The sequence below is a fragment of the Janthinobacterium sp. SUN033 genome (assembly GCF_030397595.1).
GTDB classification, from domain to species: Bacteria; Pseudomonadota; Gammaproteobacteria; order Burkholderiales; family Burkholderiaceae_D; genus Janthinobacterium; species Janthinobacterium kumbetense.
Genome location: NZ_JAPQNV010000010.1, coordinates 1 through 22,079, shown reverse-complemented (window position 1 = coordinate 22,079; position 22,079 = coordinate 1). Strand labels below are relative to the sequence as shown.

Annotated in this window: 15 protein-coding genes; 3 read left to right on the top strand and 12 right to left on the bottom strand. The window is 60.6% G+C overall.

Annotated features, from left to right (window positions below; all coding sequences use genetic code 11):
- Nucleotides 1-413 precede the first annotated feature (413 nt).
- On the top strand, nucleotides 414-2,402 hold the full coding sequence (locus tag OX460_RS28400; RefSeq protein ID WP_233516386.1) for a sigma-54-dependent Fis family transcriptional regulator: 1,989 nt from the start codon (nucleotides 414-416) through the stop codon (nucleotides 2,400-2,402).
- 1 nt (nucleotide 2,403) lies between these two features.
- On the opposite strand, the gene OX460_RS28395 is transcribed toward OX460_RS28400, so the two are convergent.
- The 7 genes from OX460_RS28395 to OX460_RS28365 all read right to left on the bottom strand — a co-directional run bounded on the left by OX460_RS28395 (nucleotide 2,404) and on the right by OX460_RS28365 (nucleotide 12,064).
- Nucleotides 2,404-3,414, bottom strand: a complete 1,011-nt coding sequence (locus OX460_RS28395) for an FAD:protein FMN transferase (RefSeq protein WP_289900650.1) — start codon at nucleotides 3,412-3,414, stop codon at nucleotides 2,404-2,406.
- Nucleotides 3,404-5,506 carry a 4Fe-4S binding protein gene (locus OX460_RS28390; RefSeq protein ID WP_289900649.1) on the bottom strand — a complete coding sequence of 701 codons (2,103 nt, stop codon included), beginning with the start codon at nucleotides 5,504-5,506 and terminating at the stop codon, nucleotides 3,404-3,406. Before OX460_RS28390 ends, OX460_RS28395 begins: the two co-directional genes overlap by 11 nt.
- Before the next feature lie 57 nt (nucleotides 5,507-5,563).
- Entirely contained in the window at nucleotides 5,564-6,724 is a 1,161-nt protein-coding gene (locus OX460_RS28385; RefSeq protein ID WP_289900648.1) for a porin, read from the bottom strand.
- 287 nt (nucleotides 6,725-7,011) lie between these two features.
- Complete coding sequence (locus tag OX460_RS28380; protein WP_251351978.1) at nucleotides 7,012-8,748, bottom strand: PQQ-dependent methanol/ethanol family dehydrogenase; 1,737 nt, start codon at nucleotides 8,746-8,748, stop codon at nucleotides 7,012-7,014.
- 49 nt (nucleotides 8,749-8,797) lie between these two features.
- Nucleotides 8,798-9,187 (bottom strand): DUF779 domain-containing protein, encoded by a 390-nt coding sequence (locus tag OX460_RS28375; RefSeq protein ID WP_034756816.1) that lies wholly within the window; start codon nucleotides 9,185-9,187, stop codon nucleotides 8,798-8,800.
- Between the two features lie 55 nt (nucleotides 9,188-9,242).
- Nucleotides 9,243-10,763 (bottom strand): aldehyde dehydrogenase, encoded by a 1,521-nt coding sequence (gene adh / locus OX460_RS28370; RefSeq protein ID WP_070280828.1) that lies wholly within the window; start codon nucleotides 10,761-10,763, stop codon nucleotides 9,243-9,245.
- A gap of 344 nt (nucleotides 10,764-11,107) precedes the next feature.
- Nucleotides 11,108-12,064, bottom strand: coding sequence for a beta-propeller fold lactonase family protein (locus tag OX460_RS28365; RefSeq protein WP_289900647.1), 957 nt, complete (start codon nucleotides 12,062-12,064; stop codon nucleotides 11,108-11,110).
- 204 nt (nucleotides 12,065-12,268) lie between these two features.
- Between OX460_RS28365 and OX460_RS28360 the strand changes: the two genes are divergently transcribed.
- A complete protein-coding gene (locus OX460_RS28360; RefSeq protein WP_289900646.1) occupies nucleotides 12,269-14,422 on the top strand; it encodes a TonB-dependent receptor in 2,154 nt (717 codons plus the stop codon).
- A gap of 59 nt (nucleotides 14,423-14,481) precedes the next feature.
- Here OX460_RS28360 and OX460_RS28355 read toward each other — a convergent pair whose 3' ends face one another.
- The 5 genes from OX460_RS28355 to OX460_RS28335 form a co-directional block, all read right to left on the bottom strand.
- Nucleotides 14,482-15,315 carry a transporter substrate-binding domain-containing protein gene (locus OX460_RS28355; protein WP_289900645.1) on the bottom strand — a complete coding sequence of 278 codons (834 nt, stop codon included), beginning with the start codon at nucleotides 15,313-15,315 and terminating at the stop codon, nucleotides 14,482-14,484.
- 25 nt (nucleotides 15,316-15,340) lie between these two features.
- On the bottom strand, nucleotides 15,341-15,826 hold the full coding sequence (gene pedF / locus OX460_RS28350; RefSeq protein ID WP_035824926.1) for a cytochrome c-550 PedF: 486 nt from the start codon (nucleotides 15,824-15,826) through the stop codon (nucleotides 15,341-15,343).
- 130 nt (nucleotides 15,827-15,956) lie between these two features.
- Entirely contained in the window at nucleotides 15,957-16,976 is a 1,020-nt protein-coding gene (rtcA, locus tag OX460_RS28345; protein ID WP_099665397.1) for an RNA 3'-terminal phosphate cyclase, read from the bottom strand.
- A 16-nt stretch (nucleotides 16,977-16,992) separates the two neighbouring features.
- Entirely contained in the window at nucleotides 16,993-18,228 is a 1,236-nt protein-coding gene (locus tag OX460_RS28340) for an RtcB family protein (RefSeq protein ID WP_289900644.1), read from the bottom strand.
- Nucleotides 18,229-18,500: 272 nt separating this feature from the next.
- On the bottom strand, nucleotides 18,501-20,072 hold the full coding sequence (locus tag OX460_RS28335) for an RNA-binding protein (protein WP_289900643.1): 1,572 nt from the start codon (nucleotides 20,070-20,072) through the stop codon (nucleotides 18,501-18,503).
- Nucleotides 20,073-20,278: 206 nt separating this feature from the next.
- On the opposite strand from OX460_RS28335, the gene rtcR reads away from it, so the two are divergent.
- Nucleotides 20,279-21,892 (top strand): RNA repair transcriptional activator RtcR, encoded by a 1,614-nt coding sequence (gene rtcR / locus OX460_RS28330; protein ID WP_289900642.1) that lies wholly within the window; start codon nucleotides 20,279-20,281, stop codon nucleotides 21,890-21,892.
- Nucleotides 21,893-22,079 lie beyond the last annotated feature (187 nt).

Here is a 22,079-nt window from a genome sequence, read left to right as displayed (position 1 = left end):
TTTCGCGCTATCGACAAAGCGTTGTGTTTGTCAGCTGCGAAGAAGGAAGAGTATGAAGCAATTTGCTACGTCCGTCAACCCCGTTTTTCAGCGCATTGCGCTTAAAAACTTTTCTCACTTCACTCGGCATTTGCATGCGTCGTTCAGCGAGGGGGCGAATTATAGCCGTGCCCTGCGCACCCCGCAAGCGCTATTTTTTGCGCCAGATCAAAGGCAATAGGCCTGGCACCGCAATTGCTTATATGAACACATGCACCGACCACCAAGGGGAGCAACTCTGGGCCAGGCAGCAACACTGGGGATAGCCCGGTTCGCTTTGCTTTGCTCCCATCTGTGACAGGTGCTACATTATGGAACACTCTCGATATTCAAAAGAGCGCCGCAGTACAGGGCCCAACGGAGGCAACGAGATCATGTATCAACCGTCAGCTACTTACCGTAGCGCACCGTTTTCGTCCATCGCGGACGCGAACATTTTGCCGGCAGGACAGGACAACGTCCCCGTCATCATCGAAACTTCCCACCAGCGTTCCGTCGCCTTTGGCCTGTCGCCCACGGCCACGCCCGACTTCACGCCGGCGGGCAAGTCCGACCTGTCCTTGCTGATCGAGCAAAACCGCATGCTGCACACGCACGCGCTGCCGGCCATGGAAACCCTGTACCAGCAAATCGTCAACACGCACAATATGGTGATTCTCACGGATGCCAACGGCGTGATCGTGCATTCGCTGGGCGACGATGATTTCCTGGAGAAAGCCAACCGGGTCGCCCTGCAGCCAGGCGTGGCATGGTCGGAACAGAGCCGCGGCACGAATGCCATCGGCACGGCGATCACGGAAAAAGTACCGACTTTGGTCCATGCGGACCAGCATTACCTGGCCGCCAATCATTTCTTGACGTGCTCCGCGGCACCGATCACCGATCACCGGGGCAATGTCATCGGTGTACTGGACGTCTCGAGCGACCAGCGCAGTTTCCACAAGCATACGATGGCACTCGTGCGCATGTCGGCGCTGATGATCGAAAACCAGCTGTTTTCCGCCACCTTCGAAGACGCCATCACCGTGCACTTCCACGCGCGCCCCGAATTCATCGGCACCTTAATGGAAGGCATCGCCTCGTTCACGCCGGGCGGACGGTTTTTATCCGCCAATAAAAACGGCTTGTTCCAGCTGGGCCTGTCATTTGCCGCCCTGCAATCACATACCTTCAGCTCCCTGTTCGGCTTGCCCGTGTCTGCCCTGTACGACCATTACCGCACTGCCGCCCCCGGTTTGCTGAACCTGTGCATGCACAGCGGCGTGCGCGTGTATGGGCGCGCGCAGTTGCGCCTGTCCAATAGCGTCTTCCAGCACGGCTTTACTGCCAGCACCGACCATAGTGATATCAACGCCGTGCCGGCACAGGTTCCCGCATCCGCCAGCCATGCGGCCAACGCGGCGCGGCGCCTGTCCGGCTTGCGCTACCTGCGCACGGGCGATCCGCAACTGGAACTGGTGATCGAAAAGGTCAACAAGGTGCTGGGGCGCGACATCCCCATCCTCGTCATGGGCGAAACGGGCACCGGCAAGGAATTGCTGGCGCAAGCCATCCACAACGACTCGCCGCGGGCCATGGGACCGTTTATTGCCGTCAATTGCGCATCGATCCCGGAAACCCTGATCGAATCCGAACTGTTCGGCTATGAAGACGGCGCCTTTACGGGCGCGCGCAAGAAAGGCGCGATCGGCAAAATCCTGCAAGCCAATGGCGGCACCCTGTTCCTCGATGAAATCGGCGACATGCCGTTTGGCTTGCAGGCGCGGCTGTTGCGCGTGTTGCAGGAACGCATGGTCACGCCCCTGGGCAGCAGCAAATCGATCACCGTCAACGTGGAACTCATTTGCGCCACGAATCACAACTTGCGCGAACGCATGGCCAAGGGCCTGTTCCGCGAAGACTTGTATTACCGCCTGAATGGCCTGGTCGTCAAACTGCCGCCGCTGCGCGAACGCACGGACCTGGACACGGTCGTGAAGAAAATCCTCGCCACGGAAGCGCCCGATACGCGCTACACGGTGGCGCCGGACATCCTGCGCATGTTCCACCAGCATAAATGGCCGGGCAATTTCCGACAGCTGACCAATCTCTTGCGCACGGCCATCGTCATGGCGGGCGACGAGCATGAAATCTGTTTGCGCCACATGCCTGATGATTTCCTCGACGATATTGAGATGACGCAAGCGACTGCCGCCAGCGCCAGCACGGACCGCATGATCGCCGCCGGCGCCAACCTGGAAGAGATGGAGCAAAGCGTGATCCTCAAGTCGCTCGATGCCCACGGCGGCAACGTCTCGGCCACGGCGCGGGCCCTGGGCGTGTCGCGCAACACGATCTATCGCAAGGTGCCGCACCTGAAATAGCCTAGAGTAAATGGGAAAAACCGGGCGACATCGCGCGCCGGCCCTGCTTGTCGATGGTCATCAGGTCGACGCCCTCCATGTGTGCGGCCATGGCATGCGCGCGTGCGGCTCCTGTGACCATGAAGGTGGTCGACAAGCCATCGGCCAGCAAACCCGTGGGCGCCAGCACGGTCACGCTGGCCAGTTCACGCGGCGAATCGCCCTTCGATGGGTCGAAGATGTGGTGATGCACGAAATCGGGCGTGAACGTGCATTCGTAGTCGCCCGACGTGGCCACGCTGCGCCCCTCCACTTTCAAGGTGGCCGCCAGGATTTCCGCGTCGCGCGGATCCTGGATGCCCAAAGTCCACGGGCGGCGCACGCCACGCTGCCCACGCGCAACGAATTCGCCCGTATCGAGCAGCGCGTGCCGTATGCCGCGCGCCTGCACGGCTGCCAGCGCCATGTCTGCCGCGTAGCCTTGCGCCAGGCCATTCAAGGTCAGCGCCATGCCCGGCTGCAGAAAACGCACTTCCCGGCTATCCCACGCCAGTTGCCGCCAGCCTACCCGCGCCTGCGCCGCGCGGCGCAAGGTGTCCGTCGGCAAGCTTGCCTGGTCTGCCGCCGCGCGAAACAGCTGCCACAAAGGTTGCACCGTAATATCAAAGGCCCCATCGCTCCATTGCGACAAGGCTTGCGCCTGCGCCAGCACCGTCAGCAGATGCGCATCCGGCCGGGCCAGGCGGCCGTCGCGGTTCAGCTGGAAGACTTGGCTGGTCGGGCTGTAAATGCTCATCAGGCGGTCGATATTCCTCGCTGCATGCAAGGCGTCCTCGATGGCCAGTTCGGCCTGGCGCTGATCGTGATGCAACACGGTAACGGCGATGGTCGTGCCAAACGCCAGCGCGGCCCCTCGATAAGGGCGCACGCCGGACGCCGTGGCCGTGCCCCGCGCCATACTGCCCGGCAAAGACAAGCCCGCCATGCCGGCAACGCTGCCGATGGCGGCGGAAATAAACGTTCTACGCTGCATTGCTGCTCTCCTCTGCCGTGGCCTGGACGATGGGAATGGTGCGGGCACGCTTGATTTCCAGCATCAAGGGCGCGCATTTTTCATCGCTGGCGTAAATCACCACGCAATCCATACACTGGAAACACTCGCCATAATCGACTTTCCCGCCAGGCGCGATGGCGTGGTACTCGCAACGGTGGCGGCAAGTCTGGCAAGGCGTGCCGCACTCCTTGCGACGGGGAATCCAGTTGAACAGGCGAAAACGTCCCAGCAGCGCCAGCGCCGCGCCAAACGGACACAGGTAGCGGCAAAAGAATTTGTAGGAAACACTACTGAGCAGCAGCAAGCCCGCGGCATACGCGACAAACGGCCAGGCCCGCACGAAGTTCAGGGTAATCGCCGTCTTGAACGGTTCCAGTTCCACCAGCTTGTCCGTGATCTGGCTGGAAAAAACGCTGCTGCCCAGAATGGCCGCCAGCAAGCCATACTTGATCCATTTCAAGCGCCCATCCAGGCGCGGCTTGATTTTCCATTGAGGCAAGCGCAGCCACTGGCCCAGTTTGCCCGTGAATTCCTGCAGGGCGCCAAACGGACACAGCCAACCACAAAACGTGCCGCGCCCCCAGATCAGCAAACTGAGCAGCACGAACGCCCACAGGATCACCGTCATCGGATCAAACAGGAAAAAGCCCAGGCTGCGCCCCGCCAGCAGGGCCTGGATGACGCCCGTGATATTGACGATCGATAACTGTCCCTGCGCGTAATAGCCGATGAAGCCGATGGTAAACAACAGGAACAGACGGCGGAACCAGACAAATTGCCTGCCATCGCGCACCAGGCGTTTCTGCCAAGCCAATGCACCGGCCAGCAGCGCCAGCCCGGCGAGCAACAGCAGCAACTCCGTCTTGCGCCCTTTCCACGTGCCGCGCCACGAGGCATCGTCGCCTTGCGGCGCCGTGTAAAAATCAGCCGGCAGGCGGTAATTGAAATCCACATTGCGCGCGATGCGTTCCGGATACACGATGCCCTTGCTGCGCGTGATCGGCATGGTAAAAGCCAGCGGACTGGCCGCATCGAGCCCCGCCTGGCTGATGACGCGCAAGACGGCGACATTTTCCGTCGGCAACAGCGTCGTATCCGCCAATTGCAATTCCAGGTCCAGGTCGCGCATGTCGATGGGCAAGCCATCCTGCTTCAGCAATAGCCGGTCCGGCACGGTGCCGCGCACGAAATCGTCGCCCAGCACGCTGTAGCGCCCGCGCGACATGACGAGGATGGCGTGGTCGCCTTCGTCCAGCCGGTTGCGCAATTTGTTCCAGCTGCGTTCCGTCAACAGATTGCGCCCCACGCTGGGCACGGACACATACGCCAGGTACAGGTCGATGAACACTTCATCCGGCGCGCGCGTCGCTTCCCCATCGAGTCCCGCACCGGGACTGCCGGCAAACAGGCTTTCAATCTCCTTGTTGCTCAACCGCACATGCTGGATCAAACCCTGCTTTAACATTTGCGCGACATCAAGCTTTTCGAACACGTCCATGCGGATGCGCGCGATCTGATCCGGGTCACGGCCTTGCGCAAAGCCAAGTTTTTTGCGCGACACTTTCAAGGCCGACGCCAGCACGCTCTGGTTGATGATGCGCACGGAAGCCGTGGCCTTCGACACGCCATCGATATCGGCGTGCGTGGCGTCCGTGGCGCGTTTCTTCCTGGCATCGATAGCGATATTCTGCTTCAGCGACAGTCCCTGATACTGCTTGACGAACTGGAATAAAGGCGCCTCGCCCAGGCCATCGAGAAACACGGGTTCGTGCTGCGACAGCACGGCCACGTCCAGAAAACTCCCTTGGGGATTGATAGCGATCAATAAATTGACGGGAACGCCGGAAAAGCCGGGGATCGGCGCCAGGTCCACGGATTCAAAAACGTAGCCGACCAGCTCCGTGGCCGTGGCGTTTTGCCGGAACAATGGCCAGACGGGCAAGTCGGTCTCCTTGTCGCCCACGACGATGGGAGCAGGAAAACGCCGCACCAGCTCGGCCTTGGCGAGCACGCCCGCCCACGCCTGTCCCAGGATAAACAGGAATAGCCAGCATCCGATGAACAACCGCATTATCCGCATGCACCACGCTCCGTGCGGCGCCTTGTCGCAAGGCGCCGCGTTCATGTATTAGAAGAAAATAATGCCGCCCAGGGACACGCCATTCATCTTCGCTTCGCCGCCCGTAAAGCCTTTCGAGCGCGTCTGGCCCAGTTCGCCCACCAGGGTGATCGCGCTGTTGAGCGAGTAATACGCGCCCAGGGTCAGGTTGGCATTCGACTTCAAGCCGCCCGTGCCGGCCGTGTTGTCGTCGTTCTTGCTGATGCCGTAGGACAAGCCCAGTTTCAGCTTGTCCGTCGCCTTGTACGTGCCTTGCAGCAGCCAGTTCTTCGATTTGGTATCGCCCTGGTCCGCATCGGACAGGATGCCCAGCCCCTTGCCGCCCTGGAAGTTGACCAGCACGCCAGCCGGGCCCATCTGGTACGAACCGCCCACTTCCACGCCGCGCATGGTCAAGTCATCGACGCCCGGCGTTTTCGACGTGAATTTTTGCGACTTCACGCCCAGCCAGGCTTTCAAGCCTTCCTGCACATACGTCAGCTGTGCCTGCACTTGCGGACTCGACTTCGAAGAATAGGTCGAGCCTGCCACGATGGGAGTGTCCGACACGGGGCTGACCAGCGCCACGTCGGCGCCAAAGCCGCCCGACTTCGGCGAGCTGTACATGATCTGGCCATAGTTGCCCAGATAGGTGTAGCCGGCGCCGATATGGCCCAGGGTCACCCGGCCCCGCTGCGTCGCCTGCACGGGTGCGCCCGAGCCCAGCAAGGTCATGTCGGACAAAATCGCATTCGCGCCGAAGATGCCGTAGTCGCGGCCCAGCTTGAAGGTGCCCATCTGTTCATTGCCAAACGTAAAGAATGCCTGGCGCACATCGACCACGCTGTTCTGGCTGATGGCGCTGTCCGTGGCCGTCGAGTTGTAGATGCCGATCAAGGCTTTCACGTCGTATTCGCCCAGCCGCGAGCTTGCCGAGGTGATCAAGCCATTCGGCAGCAAGCCGTTGCCGATGGTCGTGCGGTCCTTCTCACCGCCGCAACCGAGCGCCTGGCCGCCCAGCGCCAGCCCGCCCACCGCATCGCCCGAACACGACACTTGCGTGTAGTAAGCGTTGACGATGCCGCCCACCGACACGGTCCAGTCGCCAGCCTTGATATCGACGGCTTGCGCCTGTCCCACCGCTGCGATTGTCATGACACCCAGGCTCCCCAGCTTGATCAATGTATTCATTGCTTCTCCTCTTTCTTCTCTGTTTTTAGTGTGCACACCAGTGATTGATGTACCTCAAGCTTTGGCAATAAGCGTGCCCAGCGCGACCCAGAGGGAGAAAGAGAAAGTACGTATTTGACTTGTGCAGCAGCGGATCAATCGCCACTGCCGGTGTTCATTTTTTGACCGCAAGCAGGCATATCGGGCATCCAGGTAAACAAAAAACTGACGGCCTGGGCCGTCAGCAAAAAGAAAACACCCGGCGGACAGGGAGACACCCATCCGAGTGGCCCGGATGCTTCACCCCGTTACTTCGATGCCAGCTTGAAGACCCACACGGAACCGCCCTGTTCCAGGAAGTTGACCTTCTTCGCCACCTCGCCGCCCCATAGCGGCACGGCGCCACCCCAGCCGGAAACGACGGCCACATATTGCGTGTCGCCATCCTGCCAGGTGACGGGCGGCGCCACGACGCCAGAGCCCGTCTGGAATTTCCACAATTCCTTGCCCGTCTTCGCGTCGACGGCTTTCAGGAAGCCTTCCGGCGTGCCGTAGAACACCAGGTTGCCGGCCGTACTCATCACGCCGCCCCACAGCGGCGCGTTGTTCTTGATTTCCCAGACGATCTTGCCCGTCTTCGGATCGACGGCGCGCATGGCGCCGATGTAGTCGTCAAACAATGGCTTGATGGTGAAACCCGCGCCGAGGAAGGCGCCGCCCTTCTTGTAGCTGATCGGCTCGTTCCAGATATCCATGCCCCATTCATTCGCGGGAACGTAGAACAGCTTGGTTTGCGGCGAGTACGCCATCGGCATCTGGTTTTTGGCGCCGAGGAAAGCGGGCGCGGCAAACACGGTCGTGCCCTTCTTGCCTTCCTCTCCCTTGGTGGGGTCGCCAGGGCGGCCGGCGGCAATGAAATTCGGCCGTCCCGTCTTCAGGTCGATACTGCTGGCCCAGGTGATTTTCTTCACGAATGGAAAGGCGTTCTGCAGCTTGCCCGTGTTGGCGTCGATCACATAGAAGAAGCCGTTACGGTCGGCCTTGCCGCCATAGCGCTTGCCATCCATGTCAAAGGTGACGAACTCGTTGGCGCCATCGAAATCCCAGGCATCGTTCGGCGTGTTCTGATACGCCCACTTGATCTGGCCCGTTTTCACGTCCAGCGCCACGGTGGATGACGAGTACAGGTTGTCGCCGGGACGCAAGTGACTGTTCCACGGCGCCGGGTTGCCGGTGCCAAAGTAGGCGAGCTTGGTTTGCGGATCGTAGGTGCCGCCCATCCAGGTCGAGGCGCCGCCCGTTTTCCACAGGTCGCCCGGCCACGTCTTGTTCGCCGTGCCGGACACGCCGTTGTCGATGGCCTTGCCATCCTTGTCATAGCGGTGGCCCATATGGCCTTCCACCGTCGGACGGCTCCACACGAGGTCGCCCGTCATCGGATTGCGCGCTTCCACCCGGCCGACGATGCCGAATTCCCCGCCCGACACGCCCGTCAGCAGCAAGCCTTCAGCGATCAGCGGCGCGGCCGTCATCGAGTAGCCGGCCGCGTAATCGTCCACTTTTTCTTTCCAGACGATCTTGCCCGTGTTCTGGTCCAGCGCCACCAGGTAGGCGTCCAGGGTACCGAAGATCACCAGATTGCCATACAGGGCCGCGCCGCGGTTGACCACGTCGCAGCAGGGCATGATGCCGTCCGGCAAGCGATGCTCATATTTCCACAGCTTGGCGCCCGTTTTCAAGTCGACGGCAAAGATGCGCGAATACGATGCCGTGACGAACATCTTGCCGTTGTGAATCAACGGCTGCGATTCCTGGCCCCGCTGCTTTTCGCCGCCGAACGAGAACGACCAGGCCGGCACCAGTTTGGCCACGGTCTTGTCATTGATCTGCGTCAACGGCGAATAGCGCTGGCCTTGCGTACCCATGCCAAACGACAGGACGCTGGCCGGATTCTTCGCCGTGCTGTCGAGCATGGCATTGGTGACATTGCCCACGTCGGCCGCCTGGGCCAGCGATGCCAAACCCAAACCGATGAGTATCCCCATGATTTTTTTCTGCACAATCATCTCCCTCTGTTTTATTAGTATGTGTGTATCAAGTCTTGCGGTGCTCATGCGGCTGGGCATGCAACAGCGCGCACTCTTCATCGGTGAACAGGCGCGAGCGCGTCAAAAAGCGCTTGCCCGTGCCGTTGTCGAGTGAAAACATGCCGCCATTGCCATCGACCACATCGATAATCAACTGGGTATGCTCCCAGTACTCGAATTGCTCGAGTCCCATGTAGAACGGTGTGCCATTCAAATTGCCGAGATAAATGTCGGTATCGCTGACATCGAACTCGCCCAGCGCGTAGCACATGGGCGCACTGCCGTCGCAGCAGCCGCCCGACTGGAAAAACATCAGCGGGCCGTGACGCTGGCGCAACTTGTCCATCATTTCCAGCGCCGCATCGGTCGCGACCACCCGGGCAATTGCTGCACTCATGGCATCCCTTTCTGCGCGCCGCGCCTGGACTGAAGGCGCGGCGCCTGTTGCCAGTTTAGAAGAAGCCCAGCGCTTTCGGGCTATAGCTCACCAGCAAGTTCTTCGTTTGCTGGTAATGGTCGAGCATCATCTTGTGGTTTTCGCGGCCGATACCCGATTGCTTGTAGCCGCCGAACGCGGCGTGGGCCGGATACAGGTGGTAGCAATTGGTCCACACGCGGCCCGCCTGGATGGCACGTCCCATGCGGAAGGCGCGCGAACCGTCGCGCGTCCACAGGCCGGCGCCCAGGCCGTACAAGGTATCGTTGGCGATCGCCAGCGCGTCGGCCTCATCCTTGAAGGTGGTCACGGACACGACCGGTCCGAAGATCTCTTCCTGGAAGATGCGCATCTTGTTATTGCCCTTGAACACGGTCGGACGCACGTAATAGCCGCCTTCCAGGTCGCCCGCCTGCGTATTGCGCTCGCCACCGGCCAGCACTTCCGCGCCTTCCTGGCGGCCGATGTCGAGGTAAGACAGGATTTTCTCCAGCTGCTCCTGCGACGCCTGGGCGCCGATCATGGTGGCGGAGTCGAGCGGATTGCCCTGCTTGATGGCGGCCACGCGCTTCAGGGCACGTTCGATGAATTTCTCGTAGATCGATTCCTGGATCAGCACGCGCGATGGGCAGGTGCACACTTCGCCTTGATTCAGCGCAAACATCGCAAAACCTTCCAGGCACTTGTCGAAATAATCATCGTCGGCATCCATCACGTCTTCAAAGAAGATGTTCGGCGACTTGCCGCCCAGTTCCAGGGTGACGGGAATCAGGTTTTGCGCCGCATAGCCCATGATCAGACGGCCCGTGCCCGTTTCACCCGTAAAGGCGATCTTGGCGATGCGCTTGCTCGAGGCCAGCGGCTTGCCCGCTTCCAGGCCGAAACCATTGATGATGTTCAGCACGCCAGGGGGCAGCAGGTCGCCGATCAGCTCGATCAACACCATGATGGAAGCCGGAGTCTGCTCGGCCGGTTTCAAGACGACGCAATTGCCGGCGGCCAAGGCTGGCGCCAGTTTCCACACGGCCATCAGGATAGGGAAATTCCACGGGATGATCTGGCCCACGACGCCCAGCGGCTCATGGTAGTGGTAGGCATAGGTTTCCGCATCGATTTGCGCGACGGAACCTTCCTGGGCGCGGATGCAACCGGCGAAGTAACGGAAATGGTCGATGGCCAGCGGAATGTCGGCATTCATCGTTTCGCGGATCGGCTTGCCATTGTCGATGGTTTCCGCCGTGGCGATCAGGCTCAGGTTCTGTTCGATGCGGTCGGCGATGCGGTTCAGGATATTGGCGCGCTCGGCAGGCGAAGTCTTGCCCCAGGCATCCTTGGCGGCGTGCGCGGCGTCCAGCGCCAGCTCGACGTCTTCCGTCGTGGAACGGGCGATTTCGCAAAACGGCAAGCCCGTGATCGGGGTGATGTTAGGAAAATATTCACCTTTCACTGGTGCAACGAATTTGCCGCCGATGTAATTGTCATAGCGTTGTTTGAAGGGATTGGCTACGCCCAGTTTGCTGATGTCTGCGAGATTCATGTCGTCCTCTATCGGGTTAATTAGAATGGAAATACTTAATTAAAATCAAACGTCCTGGTACAGATGGGGTGAGTACACGGAGTCTTCCGCAAATGCCGTGCCAGCTCGCCGTCCCACTACAAACTTAGCCGGTTTTACTCCCGTTACAAGGGCGTGACGTCAATCCCGGCCCGCTTTTCAGCGCATGCCCCGGACTTGGGTGGAGGCGTGGCGCTGTTTGCGTTTTGAACAAGGCGGCGGCATCCTGTTCCAATCCGGGCCAGCCCTGCTGAGCCGCCACGCCGCCGCTGCACAATGGAACAGGTGTACCAGACTGGAACACCTGCGCCTGTGCCATGAAGGAATCAACGAATCACCACGCCCCATGGCAATTCACCCACGGCAATATCGGCCACCTTGCGCGCGCTGGCCGTGTCGATGACGGACACGCTGTTCGAGCGGCCATTGGCCACGTACAGCTTGGCGCCGTCCGGCGTGATGGCCATGTTCCACGGGCGCTTGCCGACGCCAATCGTGGCCGTGACCTGATTGCTAGCCGTGTCGATCACCATCACCGTTCCGTCGATGCCGTTCGAGACATACACTTGCTTGCCGCCGGGATGGACGGCGATGCCATTCGCATTCTTGCCCGCTGGAATGGTGGCAATCGCCTTGCGCGCGGCCATGTCGATCACGTAGACGGCATTGACCAGTTCGCACGCCACGTAGGCGCGGCCCGAGTCCGGACTGAAACCGATGCCGCGCGGCCGCAATCCCACGGCGATGGAAGCGACCTGGCGGCGTTGCGCCACATCAATGACATCGACTTGCTCCGCCTCTTCCGCGCTGACCAGCAGCCAGCGCCCATCCGGGCTGAAGACGGCGTGTTCCGGATTGCGTCCCTGCACCTTGATATCGGCGAGCAAGGTACCTGTCTGGCCATCGAGCAAGGCCACGCTATTGTTTTCCTCGACGGCAACGGCCACGTGACTACCGTCTTGCGAGGCGCTGACGCCTTCGGGCGACTTGCCCAGCGCCACCGTGCGCACGGGCGCGCCGCCAGCGTTGTCGATCAGCAGCAAGGCGCTGCTGGCGGCGTCCGTGACAAACAATTGCCGCCCTGTGGGGTCGGCGGCGATGCCGCGCGGACGCTTGCCTGCGGCGATCTGGCGCACCACCTGGTCGGTCGCCGTGTCGATCACGCTCAAGGTGCCCGACTTTTCATTGGGAACATAGGCAAAGGGAGCGGCCTGGACAGCGGTGCTGGCGAGCGCCGGCAGCAGCCAGCACACCTGGCGCAGGCGCGAGAAGAAGTTGGGCATAATCACCTTTTCAATGGCAAAACGAGGGAAAAGCGCGCCGCATCGGCGCCTCTGACAATTACCGTATGCAAACGCCGTGCCACTGACACGCGTATAATTTCAGCCCACCAATGGAGACATGGCAGGCATATTGCTTGATACACCTACGCAGACCTGTACCGCGCACGCGATCAAGCAGGCTTTTATTCACATTGGAGAATCCGCATGCAGCATCGTTTCCGCCTGAACACCATCGCCAGCCTGTTTGTCGCCGGCAGCGCCACCCTCGCCCCTCATGTCTTTGCCGCCGAGGCAGCTGACCCGGCCAATGGGCAACTCATGGATACGGTGGTCGTCAGCGGCAGCCGCATCGCCCACCCCAGCCAGGAAGTGCCGGCCTCGATCGACGTGGTCGACAGCGCCCGCATCCAGGATGGCCAAATCCGCGTCAACGCGTCGGAAGCGCTGGCCGCCGTGCCGGGCCTGGTCGTGCAAAACCGCCAGAACTACGCGCAAGACTTGCAAATCTCGTCGCGCGGCTTCGGCGCCCGCTCAGCCTTCGGCGTGCGCGGCGTCAAGCTGATCAGCGATGGCATTCCCGCCAGCATGCCCGACGGCCAGGGCCAGGCCGCCACCTTCAACCTCGATACGGCCGAGCGCATCGAAGTGCTGCGCGGACCGTTTTCTGCCATCTACGGCAACCATTCGGGCGGCGTGATCCAGCTGTTTTCCAAGGATGGACAAAATCCCCCGTCCGTCGAATTGAATGTGACGGGCGGCAGCTACGGCACCAGCAAGGTCGATCTCTCGGCGCAGGGCCAGGCAGGCGGCATCGGCTACGTGCTCGACGGCTCGCGCTTCCGCACGGACGGTTTCCGCGACCACAGCGCCGCCACGCGCGAACAGGCGTTCGGCAAGATCACCGTCAAGCCCACCGCGGACAGCAAGCTGACCATCGTCGCCAACAGCCTGCACCAGGGCAACACGCAAGATCCGCTGGGCGTCACCTGGCCCACGTTTGCCGCCAACCCGCGCGCCGGCGAAATCGACACGACGGACACGCAAAACCCGAAACGCACGCTGGCCGACCGCTACAACACGCGCAAGAGCATCGACCACCAGCAGATCGGCGCCACTTATGAACAGTCGTTCGGCGATGACCGCCTGCATGTGATGGTGTATGGCGGCAACCGCGACGTGATCCAGTACCAGGCGTTTAATAAAGCATTCCAAAATACCAAAGTGGACGGTCTACTTAAGCATTCGGGCGGCGTGGTCGACTTCCAGCGCCAGTTCTATGGCATCGACACCAACTGGCTGCACGTGAACCAGTTGGCCGGCGGCAAGCTGAGCACCACCATCGGCATCGACTATGGCCGCTCCAGCGATGACCGCACCGGCTATGAGAACTATATCGGCGAAGTGTACGGATTGAAAGGCAAGCTGCGCCGCGACGAGCAGGATGTCGTTTCCAGCCTCGATCCGTATATCCAGGCGGAATGGCAAGGCGGCCCATGGCTGCTCAGCGCAGGTGTGCGCTACAGCAAGATGAAAGTGGCGGTCGACGACCATTTCCTCAGCAACGGCAACGATAGCGGCAGCCTGGAGTTCAGCCACACGACGCCCGTGCTGGGCCTGCTGTATAAACTGACGCCGAACGTCAACGTCTACGCCAGCGCCGCGCGCGGTTTCGAGGCCCCAACCTTGAACGAACTGTTTTACTCGGGCACAGGCGGCGGCTTCAATTTCAACTTGAAGCCGGCCACCAGCACCAACCTGGAAGCGGGTGTCAAGGCCAGGATCGCAAACAACACGCACGTGAATGCGGCCTTGTTCCAGATCAAGACCAACGACGAACTAGTGGTCGACAAGTCCAGCGGCGGGCGCACCAGCTATCGCAATGGGGGTAAAACCTTGCGCCAGGGCATGGAAGTGTCGCTGGATTCGAACCTGCCATATGGCTTCACGACCAAAGTGGCGCTCACCAGCCTGCATGCCGTGTATGACCAGGCATTTGGCGGCGTGCGCGAAGGCAGCCGCTTGCCGGGCGTACCCAGCGCCAACCTGTTTGCGGAGCTGGCCTGGAAAGATACGCTCGACCGTTTTGGCGCAGCGCTGGAAAGCGTGGCTAGCAACCAGGTCTACGCGGAAGACAGCAACATCGAAAAACCGGCGCCCGGCTACACGGTATTCAATGCGCGCTTCAACGCCAGGCAAAACGTGGGCAATTGGCGCTTCAAGGAGTTTGCCCGCCTGAACAACCTGTTCGACAAGACCTACGTGGGTTCCGTCATCGTCGGCGACAGCAACAAGCGCTACTATGAAGCGGCACCGGGACGTAATTGGTTGCTGGGCGTTAGCGCCCAATATAGTTTCTAAAACTAAAAAGCCCGCGCCTCTTCCGATGCGCGGGCTTTATTGTCATTCAACATGGCCTGCTATGGCCGTGCTTCCTTCACGCTATATTTCTCGAAGATGGCTTTCAATTCGCCGCTGGCCGCCATTTCGTTCATGGCTGCCTGCAGCAACTTGCCCACGTCGAGCTGCTGGCGGCTGACGGCCAGGCCCACCGCCCAGCCCGCACGCGGCAGGCGGGCGAACGCCACTTCGCTCATGGGGAAAGCGGGATCGCTTTTCAGCACCGATTCGATTTCCGAACGGTTGGCCAGCACGGCATCGAGCTTGCCCGCCTGCAATTGCTGCAAGGCTTCGGCTGCCGTATCGAAGATGCGCACGTCGTCGCGGTACTTGCCATTCTCTTCACCCAGCATCAGCATGGCCGCGATCGACACCTTTTCCACGCCGATGCGCTTGCCGGCCAGCGAGGCGACGCCATCGAATTGCGGCACGGCTTGCGCACTGCGCGCCAGGCGCACGGTTTCCACGTAGTATGGCGCGAAGATCTCGACCTTGTCGTTGTCCGCCATCAACTTCTTGTCGACCGGCACATGCAACATCACATCGGCGGGGCCATAACCGAGGTAATGTCCCTTCCACACCATATTGCGCAAATCGTCGTTGAGGTTTTCGCCGGCGGGAAATGGCAACAAGCTCAGTTTCAGCCCCAGCTTTTTCGCCAGCGCTTCGGCAATATCGATATCGATGCCCGTACCCTTGTCGGAAAACGGCGCGAATTCGTTGTACACAGCCACTTTCAGGCTGCCCGACTGCTGCACCTTTTGCCAGTCGGCGCGCGCCGGCGCGGTTGCGCACAGCGCCAGGCAAGCGAGCAAGATCATCGCGCGCGCGCCCCGGAATTGAAATGAACGCATGGGACTCCTTCGTGATCAGTTCGACTTAATTCGATTCGCGGCGGGTTTCCAGGTAAGTCTTGATGGCCCACATTGCTTCCTGGTTGAACACGCCTTCGAACGGCGGCATGTACACGGCACCATTGCGCACTTTACCGTGGCGGATGGTGGTCAGGTAGTAATTGTCCGTTTCCTTGTAGCACGCCTGTTTCTTTGTCTCATTCTTGATACCGAAACAATCGCGGTCCAGCTGGCGCAAGTCCGGCGCGATGCCGCCGGAGATGGCTTCGATGCCGTGGCAGCGGGCGCAATTCTGGTTGTAGGCCGATGTGCCTACCGTCAAGGCCAGTTTGTTGCCCCGATACGGATTTTGCTCAAGCCATTTGTCGCCCACCTTGGGCAAGCCCGTGGTATCGACGCCTTGCGGCGTGACATTGCCGTGCGCATAGGCATGCGGCAAGGTCAGCAGGGAAGTGAGGGCAACGGCGCCGGCCGCCGCCACGCCGAGCAGGGTACGAATGGAATAGGTCATGCTGGTCTCCTTGGTTTTTTAGTCAATACCAAAGAAGAGCAAATGCCATGCCATGCGTCTATGCCCCACATCCGGCCGCCCATGTATCAATTTGGAACAGCTGCAACACGTAGTTGTGTCACCGCGCGCCTCAGGCGGCGGCCACCGTGCAGATACTGCCGCGCGCCTGCTGCTCGAAAGTGATACGCACGGGCAAAAATCGGGCAATCACCTCCGCATTCGTCAGCGCGTGCTGCGATACCTTGTTGCAGCTGAAGGTACCGCCGCCCGCCAGCGCCATGGGCAGCAAGAGCTGGTCGGCCAGGTGCTCGCCGACGGCCGCGTCCGTCTTGAGGTAGGCGCGCACCTCGTTCAACAGGCGCTTGGCCACGGACTCGGCCAGCAAGGACTTTTCGCCGAACGAAGTAAACACTTCCGTGACATGCTCATGCTCCAGGGTCAGCAGCAGGACGTTGCCCGGCCCCTGCTCCGCCGGCAAGCCGACGAGGCGCAGCTGCTTGCCGCTCCAGCCCATGCCGCTGGCGACACGCTCGAGCTCGCGCTGCGCCACCTGCACATGCACGCCCGCCACCACGCTTTCCGCATACCCCGCCTTCCGTTCGCCGCGCTGCAGCAGTTGAATCGGCTGCAAGCGCCGGCACGGTTGCACGGTGGCCGTCACCTCGCCGCCGCCCGCAGGATGAAAGCCGTAGCGTTGCAGCGCGATCTCCACCTCGGCGCCCATCTGCTGCAGGATGCGGCCATACGCGCGCTGCAAAAAATGCACGGGAGGCGCCATGGCATTGTGCGTGCCGCCAGTGATGCGCACGGTGGATGGCCCATCCGCATGCAGCAGGGCCGGCAGCAAGGTTTGCAGCACCAGGGTGCAGCTGCCGGCGCTGCCGATGGCAAAGCGGTAATCGCCGCCGCGCAGGGGGCCGGGAACGAATTCCAGGCTCGACGCGCGCAGCGCCACCGGCGTCGTGCGCGCCCCGCAAATGGCGGTTGCCGCCTGCACGGCCAGCAGATGCTGGCGCAGCAAGCCGGGCTTTTCCCGTCCCGCGCGAATGTTACTCAGCCGAAACGGTTGCCCCGTGATCATCGACAGGCTCAGCGCCGAACGTAAAATCTGTCCGCCGCCTTCGCCTTGCGCTCCATCTATTTCTATCATCTCTGTTTTCTCTCTCTTATCCTTTGACGCAGACGACCTGCTTCAAGATATGCACGACATCGACCAGCTCGCGCTGCGCCAGCATCACCGCATCGATATCCTTGTAAGCCATCGGGATTTCATCGATCACGTTTTCATCCTTGCGGCATTCCACGCCTTCGGTGGCGCGGATCTGGTCATCCAGGTTGAAACGCCGCTTCGCTTCCGTGCGGCTCATCGTGCGTCCCGCGCCGTGGCTGCAGCTATGGAAACTCTCGGCATTGCCCTTGCCGCGCACGATAAAACTCTTCGCGCCCATGGAGCCGGGAATGATCCCCAGTTCGCCCGCGCGGGCCGACACGGCGCCTTTGCGCGTGATCAATACATCCTTGCCGAAGTGGTGCTCCTTCTGCACATAGTTATGGTGGCAGTTGACGGCCTCCACGTGCGTCTGGAACGGTTTATGGATGACCGTGCGCACGGCGGCGATCAGGTTCTGCATCATCACTTCGCGGTTGTTGCGGGCGAAACGCTGGGCCCAGCCCACCGCTTCCACGTAATCGTCGTAATGCTGCGTTCCCTCGGCCAGGTAAGCCAAATCCTGGTCGGGCAGGTTGATGAAGTGGATGCGCATATCCTGCTTGGCCAGTTCGATGAAATGCGTACCGATGGCATTGCCCACGCCGCGCGAACCGGAATGCAGCATGAACCATACGGAACCCTGCTCGTCGAGGCACACTTCGACGAAGTGGTTGCCGCTACCCAAGGTTCCCAGATGACGGTAATTGTTCGTATTTTTCAGCTTTGGCGTTTTCAGGCAAATCGCATCGAATTCATCCTTCAATTGCAGCCACGCGGCATCGACCACCGATGGCGGCGTATGCCAGGAACCTTCATCGCGGCCGCGGTGGCCGCGCGTCTTCGGCGACATCCCGTGCGGAATGGCGCGTTCGATGGCGCTGCGCAGCGGTCCCAGGTTATCGGGCAGATCGTTCGCCGTCAGCGTGGTTTTCGCCGCCATCATGCCGCAGCCGATATCCACGCCCACGGCCGCCGGAATCACGGCGCCCAGGGTGGGAATCACGCTACCGATGGTCGACCCCTTGCCCAGGTGGACGTCGGGCATGACGGCGATATGCTTGTAAATGAACGGCAGGGTCGCCGTGTTGCGCAATTGTTTTTTGGCCGCTTCTTCGACAGGCACGCCACGCGTCCACATTTTCACTGGACGGCTGCCTTCGGTATGCAGGACTTCGTATTCTTCGTTTTTCATCGCTATTCTCTTCTTCTATTGTATAGGGGGTGATGACCAGGGTTGGTGAAACAGTTGCCGACGCATCGGCCCAGGATGTAGTTCCACCGGCATTCATCAGTACGACAACCCGACAAGGGGGGACAGGATTTCTGGCAGACGCACTGCGCCTGCCAGGCCGGTCTGACGCGGCTGATCGATGTAATCCTGTCGGCATTCGGGGTACTACGGCGCATGACAAGCGTGGACAGGACGCCTCTTATGTAGTCCTGTCCGCATTCATGCGCTTTGCTTCAACAACCTGGTGCTGCGATATCGATGGCGGCGATTTCTCCCACCCAATGGGCGGGATCCAGCCGGCCGGCGGCAAAGGCGGCGATGATCTTGAAGACGTCGTCGGAAAAACCGCCGATATTCAGAATATCCTCGCGCTCCATCGCCTGCGTGGTGGCATGCGGCGCAATATCGATGCACACCAGTTTTGCTTGCGGATTGCGCTGCTTGAAGACATTCCACTGTCCCATCGTCGCCGTGGCGCCGCTGCGTTTGGCGTCGATCCACGATTCGTTATCGGACACATAGATCACCAGGTCGGCCAGCTCCTTCTTGCTGTTCATGCGCAGCAGCGGCGCGCTGCAATTGGTACCGCCGCCACCGATGGCTGCCAGCTTGGCCGCGTTGCTCATCACGCTATCATCCGCGCCAAGTCCGCACGGCACCACGCTGTGCTCGAACGGCAGCACCATGGCATCCGGATTCTTGCGTAGCATGGCCGCCGCCACCAGCGCCGCCACATCGATGCAACGCACGCTCGACGTGGCGCTGCCGCGAAAACCGCTGACGGGCGAGGACATCGAGCCGGAGACGTCGGGGCACACCACCACCCTGCCAGCGATCCGCGGCACGTTCAGCAGCGATATTTCCAGCGCCTGTTCCAGCGCTTCGCGCACGATGGCCGGCACGTGCTCGCCGGCCGCCATGCAAGCCGACATCAGCTGGTACGGAAACACCCGTGCCCGGCCAATCGCCTCGGGATCGCGCAGCTTGGCGGCGATCAGCTCCGGCATGCCGGCTATCGCATACACGCCGTGGCGGCCAAAGGTATTCAGATTCATGCGCACCATCTGCCAGCTGCCCTGGCGGGCGATCTGCGCCCAATCCTGTGCGCTCAAGGGCAGCGCCGTCAGCATCTGGAAGGGCACGTCCGGTATCGTTTGCGCTGGATCAAGCTTGTAAGCTTCGAATGCGGCCAGCACCGGCGGCAAGGCCGCGGCATCGTACGGCTTGCCGATCAGCCAGGCGAAGAAGGCCGCGCGCCACGCTTCCTGCGGTTTCGGATGCACCATCTTGACCACGTCGGCCAGCGATGGCGCATTGCCCACGGCCGCGGCCAGCAAGGCTTGTTCCGACGCGCCGTTCAGCCATGCCTGCACCAGCTTTTTCGGACGCGATCCCAGCGACTTGCGGCCCACGGCCCCCGAGCGCATGATCTGCACGAAGTTACGCAGCATCTTGCCGCTGTTAATCACACGCTGAAAGGCCGGCGCGCATTCCGCGGCACCCTGGCCCGCCAGCACGGCCACCACCAAGGCCGGCATGTCTTTCATGTAGCCCCGTTCGCGGCAGTACACGGCCGTCTGCGCAATGAAGGCCGGCTCGACTGCCTTGCACAGCTCGCGTACTTTCGCCAGTTGCGTTTCGGCGCTGGCATAAAACGTCGCATTCAGGCAACCGGTGGCCGCGTACTGCGCCAGCTGATGCCGGGGCGTCAGCGCGTAAGCGGGTGCGCCTTCGGCATTGCGTGCCAGCGCCGCTGGCATGGTTGCTGTCTGTTGCGCGCTCTGGAATAACTGGGCGTTGGCCATTTTTCGTCCCTCTCTGCTCTCTACGTTTATCTCGTTGCTATCTCCTCTAATGCAAGCGCTGTGCCAGCTTTCAATATTTCCTTAAAAATTCCGATAACCAATTGATTTTATTAAATAATATTTAAATACAAGCTGTTCAGTGGAAATATCCCTGTCACTGAAATTTGGAATATAATTATCTTTTCAGATAAATTTTTATCCCATATATGCAAGCAAAACGCACCGTCGTCATCGGCTTTCTCGGCACGCAGCTCGACAATGGCAGGGGAGCGGCGCGCTGGGAAAAGTGGCGTCCCAGCATCGCCCTGACCCAGCACGAGGACAAGATCATCGACCGCTTCGAGTTGCTGTACGCGGGCAGCCAGTTTGACAACCTGGTACGCCAGGTGTCGCAGGATATTGCCAGCGTCTCGCCTGAAACCAGGCTGATCTCCCATGAACTGCCCATCAGCGATGCCTGGGACTTCGAGAATGTGTATGGTGCGCTCTATGATTTTGCCAATAGCTACCCCTTCGATCCGGACAAGGAAGACTATTGGATCCACATCACCACCGGCAGCCACGTGGTACAGATATGTATGTTCCTGATGACGGAAGCGCGCTATTTTCCCGGCCGTCTCGTGCAAACATCGCCGCCGAAGCGCCAGGCCACCGGCAATCCCGGCAGCTACGCATTGATCGACCTCGATCTGTCGCGCTACGACCAGATTGCCCAGCGTTTTACGCGCGAGCAGGCCGAAGGCGTGGCCTTCCTGAAGTCCGGCATCGCCACGCGCAATGCGAAATTCAACGGCATGATCGATGAAATCGAGCGCGTCGCCATCAAATCGAAAGCCCCCATGCTGCTGATGGGACCTACCGGCGCCGGCAAATCCTTCCTCGCGCGCCGCGTGTATGAACTGAAAAAATCGCGCCACCAGATCGACGGAAAATTCATCGACCTCAATTGCGCCACATTGCATGGCGATGGCGCAGCCTCCACCTTGTTCGGCCATATCAAGGGGGCATTTACGGGAGCTGGCTCGGATCGACCCGGCTTGCTGCGCAGCGCGCACAAGGGCTTGTTGTTTCTCGATGAAATCGGCGAACTGGGGCTCGACGAGCAGGCCATGCTATTGAAAGCGATCGAGGAAAAACGCTTTTTCCCCGTCGGTGCGGACACCGAGGTGCAGAGCGACTTCCAGCTGATCGCAGGCACCAACCGGGACCTGGGCAAAGAAGTGATGGCCGGCCGCTTCCGCGAAGACCTGTATGCGCGCATCAACCTGTGGACATACGAATTGCCGGGCCTGGCGCAGCGGCCGGAAGACATCGAACCGAACCTGGAATACCTGCTGACACAATACAGCGCGGAAACGGGCGAACGCGTGCGCTTCAACAAGGAGGCACACGAGCGTTTCATGCGTTTCGCCACCCTGCCCACCTCGGCATGGAAGGGCAATTTCCGCGATTTATCCGCCGCTGTCACGCGCCTGGCCACCCTGTCGGAAGCGGGCCGTATCACGGATGGTGTTGTCGATGAGGAAATCCGGCGCTTGAAGCGGATGTGGCAGCATCATGACAAGCCTGCCAGCGGCATGGAAATCGACCTGGCCGATATCATGGGAAGCGAGGCAGCCACGCAGCTCGACCTGTTTGATGCGCTGCAGCTGCAGGCAGTGATCAAGATTTGCCGGCAATCGAACAATATGTCCGATGCCGGCCGCACCCTGTATGCCGTATCGCGCGCGGCAAAAGCCAAACCCAACGATGCAGACCGGCTCAAAAAATACCTGGCCCGCTTTGACCTTGATTGGGATAGGGTCTGCCAACTTAATTAAATGAAAAAAGCAGCGCTTGGCGCTGCTTTTTTCACGCCTGTCTGCTGACAAAACCAAACCGCCAGACGTAAAAAAACCCCAACCGGATCACCGGAAGGGGTTTTTTTGAATAACAAGCCTGACGATAACCTACTTTCACACTGGTTGCAGCACTATCATCGGCGCAAAGTTGTTTCACGGTCCTGTT

What these genes read in the sequence shown, in the direction of transcription:
- OX460_RS28375 (WP_034756816.1), bottom strand. Translation starts at nt 9,187, where the DNA reads ATGAGTGCAGCAATTGCCCGGGTGGTCGCGACCGATGCGGCGCTGGAA.
- OX460_RS28400 (WP_233516386.1), top strand. Translation starts at nt 414, where the DNA reads ATGTATCAACCGTCAGCTACTTACCGTAGCGCACCGTTTTCGTCCATC.
- OX460_RS28335 (WP_289900643.1), bottom strand. Translation starts at nt 20,072, where the DNA reads ATGGCCAACGCCCAGTTATTCCAGAGCGCGCAACAGACAGCAACCATG.
- OX460_RS28355 (WP_289900645.1), bottom strand. Translation starts at nt 15,315, where the DNA reads ATGCGTTCATTTCAATTCCGGGGCGCGCGCGCGATGATCTTGCTCGCT.
- OX460_RS28385 (WP_289900648.1), bottom strand. Translation starts at nt 6,724, where the DNA reads ATGAATACATTGATCAAGCTGGGGAGCCTGGGTGTCATGACAATCGCA.
- OX460_RS28340 (WP_289900644.1), bottom strand. Translation starts at nt 18,228, where the DNA reads ATGAAAAACGAAGAATACGAAGTCCTGCATACCGAAGGCAGCCGTCCA.
- OX460_RS28380 (WP_251351978.1), bottom strand. Translation starts at nt 8,748, where the DNA reads ATGGGGATACTCATCGGTTTGGGTTTGGCATCGCTGGCCCAGGCGGCC.
- pedF (WP_035824926.1), bottom strand. Translation starts at nt 15,826, where the DNA reads ATGACCTATTCCATTCGTACCCTGCTCGGCGTGGCGGCGGCCGGCGCC.
- OX460_RS28395 (WP_289900650.1), bottom strand. Translation starts at nt 3,414, where the DNA reads ATGCAGCGTAGAACGTTTATTTCCGCCGCCATCGGCAGCGTTGCCGGC.
- rtcR (WP_289900642.1), top strand. Translation starts at nt 20,279, where the DNA reads ATGCAAGCAAAACGCACCGTCGTCATCGGCTTTCTCGGCACGCAGCTC.
- OX460_RS28390 (WP_289900649.1), bottom strand. Translation starts at nt 5,506, where the DNA reads ATGCGGTTGTTCATCGGATGCTGGCTATTCCTGTTTATCCTGGGACAG.
- adh (WP_070280828.1), bottom strand. Translation starts at nt 10,763, where the DNA reads ATGAATCTCGCAGACATCAGCAAACTGGGCGTAGCCAATCCCTTCAAA.
- OX460_RS28365 (WP_289900647.1), bottom strand. Translation starts at nt 12,064, where the DNA reads ATGCCCAACTTCTTCTCGCGCCTGCGCCAGGTGTGCTGGCTGCTGCCG.
- OX460_RS28360 (WP_289900646.1), top strand. Translation starts at nt 12,269, where the DNA reads ATGCAGCATCGTTTCCGCCTGAACACCATCGCCAGCCTGTTTGTCGCC.
- rtcA (WP_099665397.1), bottom strand. Translation starts at nt 16,976, where the DNA reads ATGATAGAAATAGATGGAGCGCAAGGCGAAGGCGGCGGACAGATTTTA.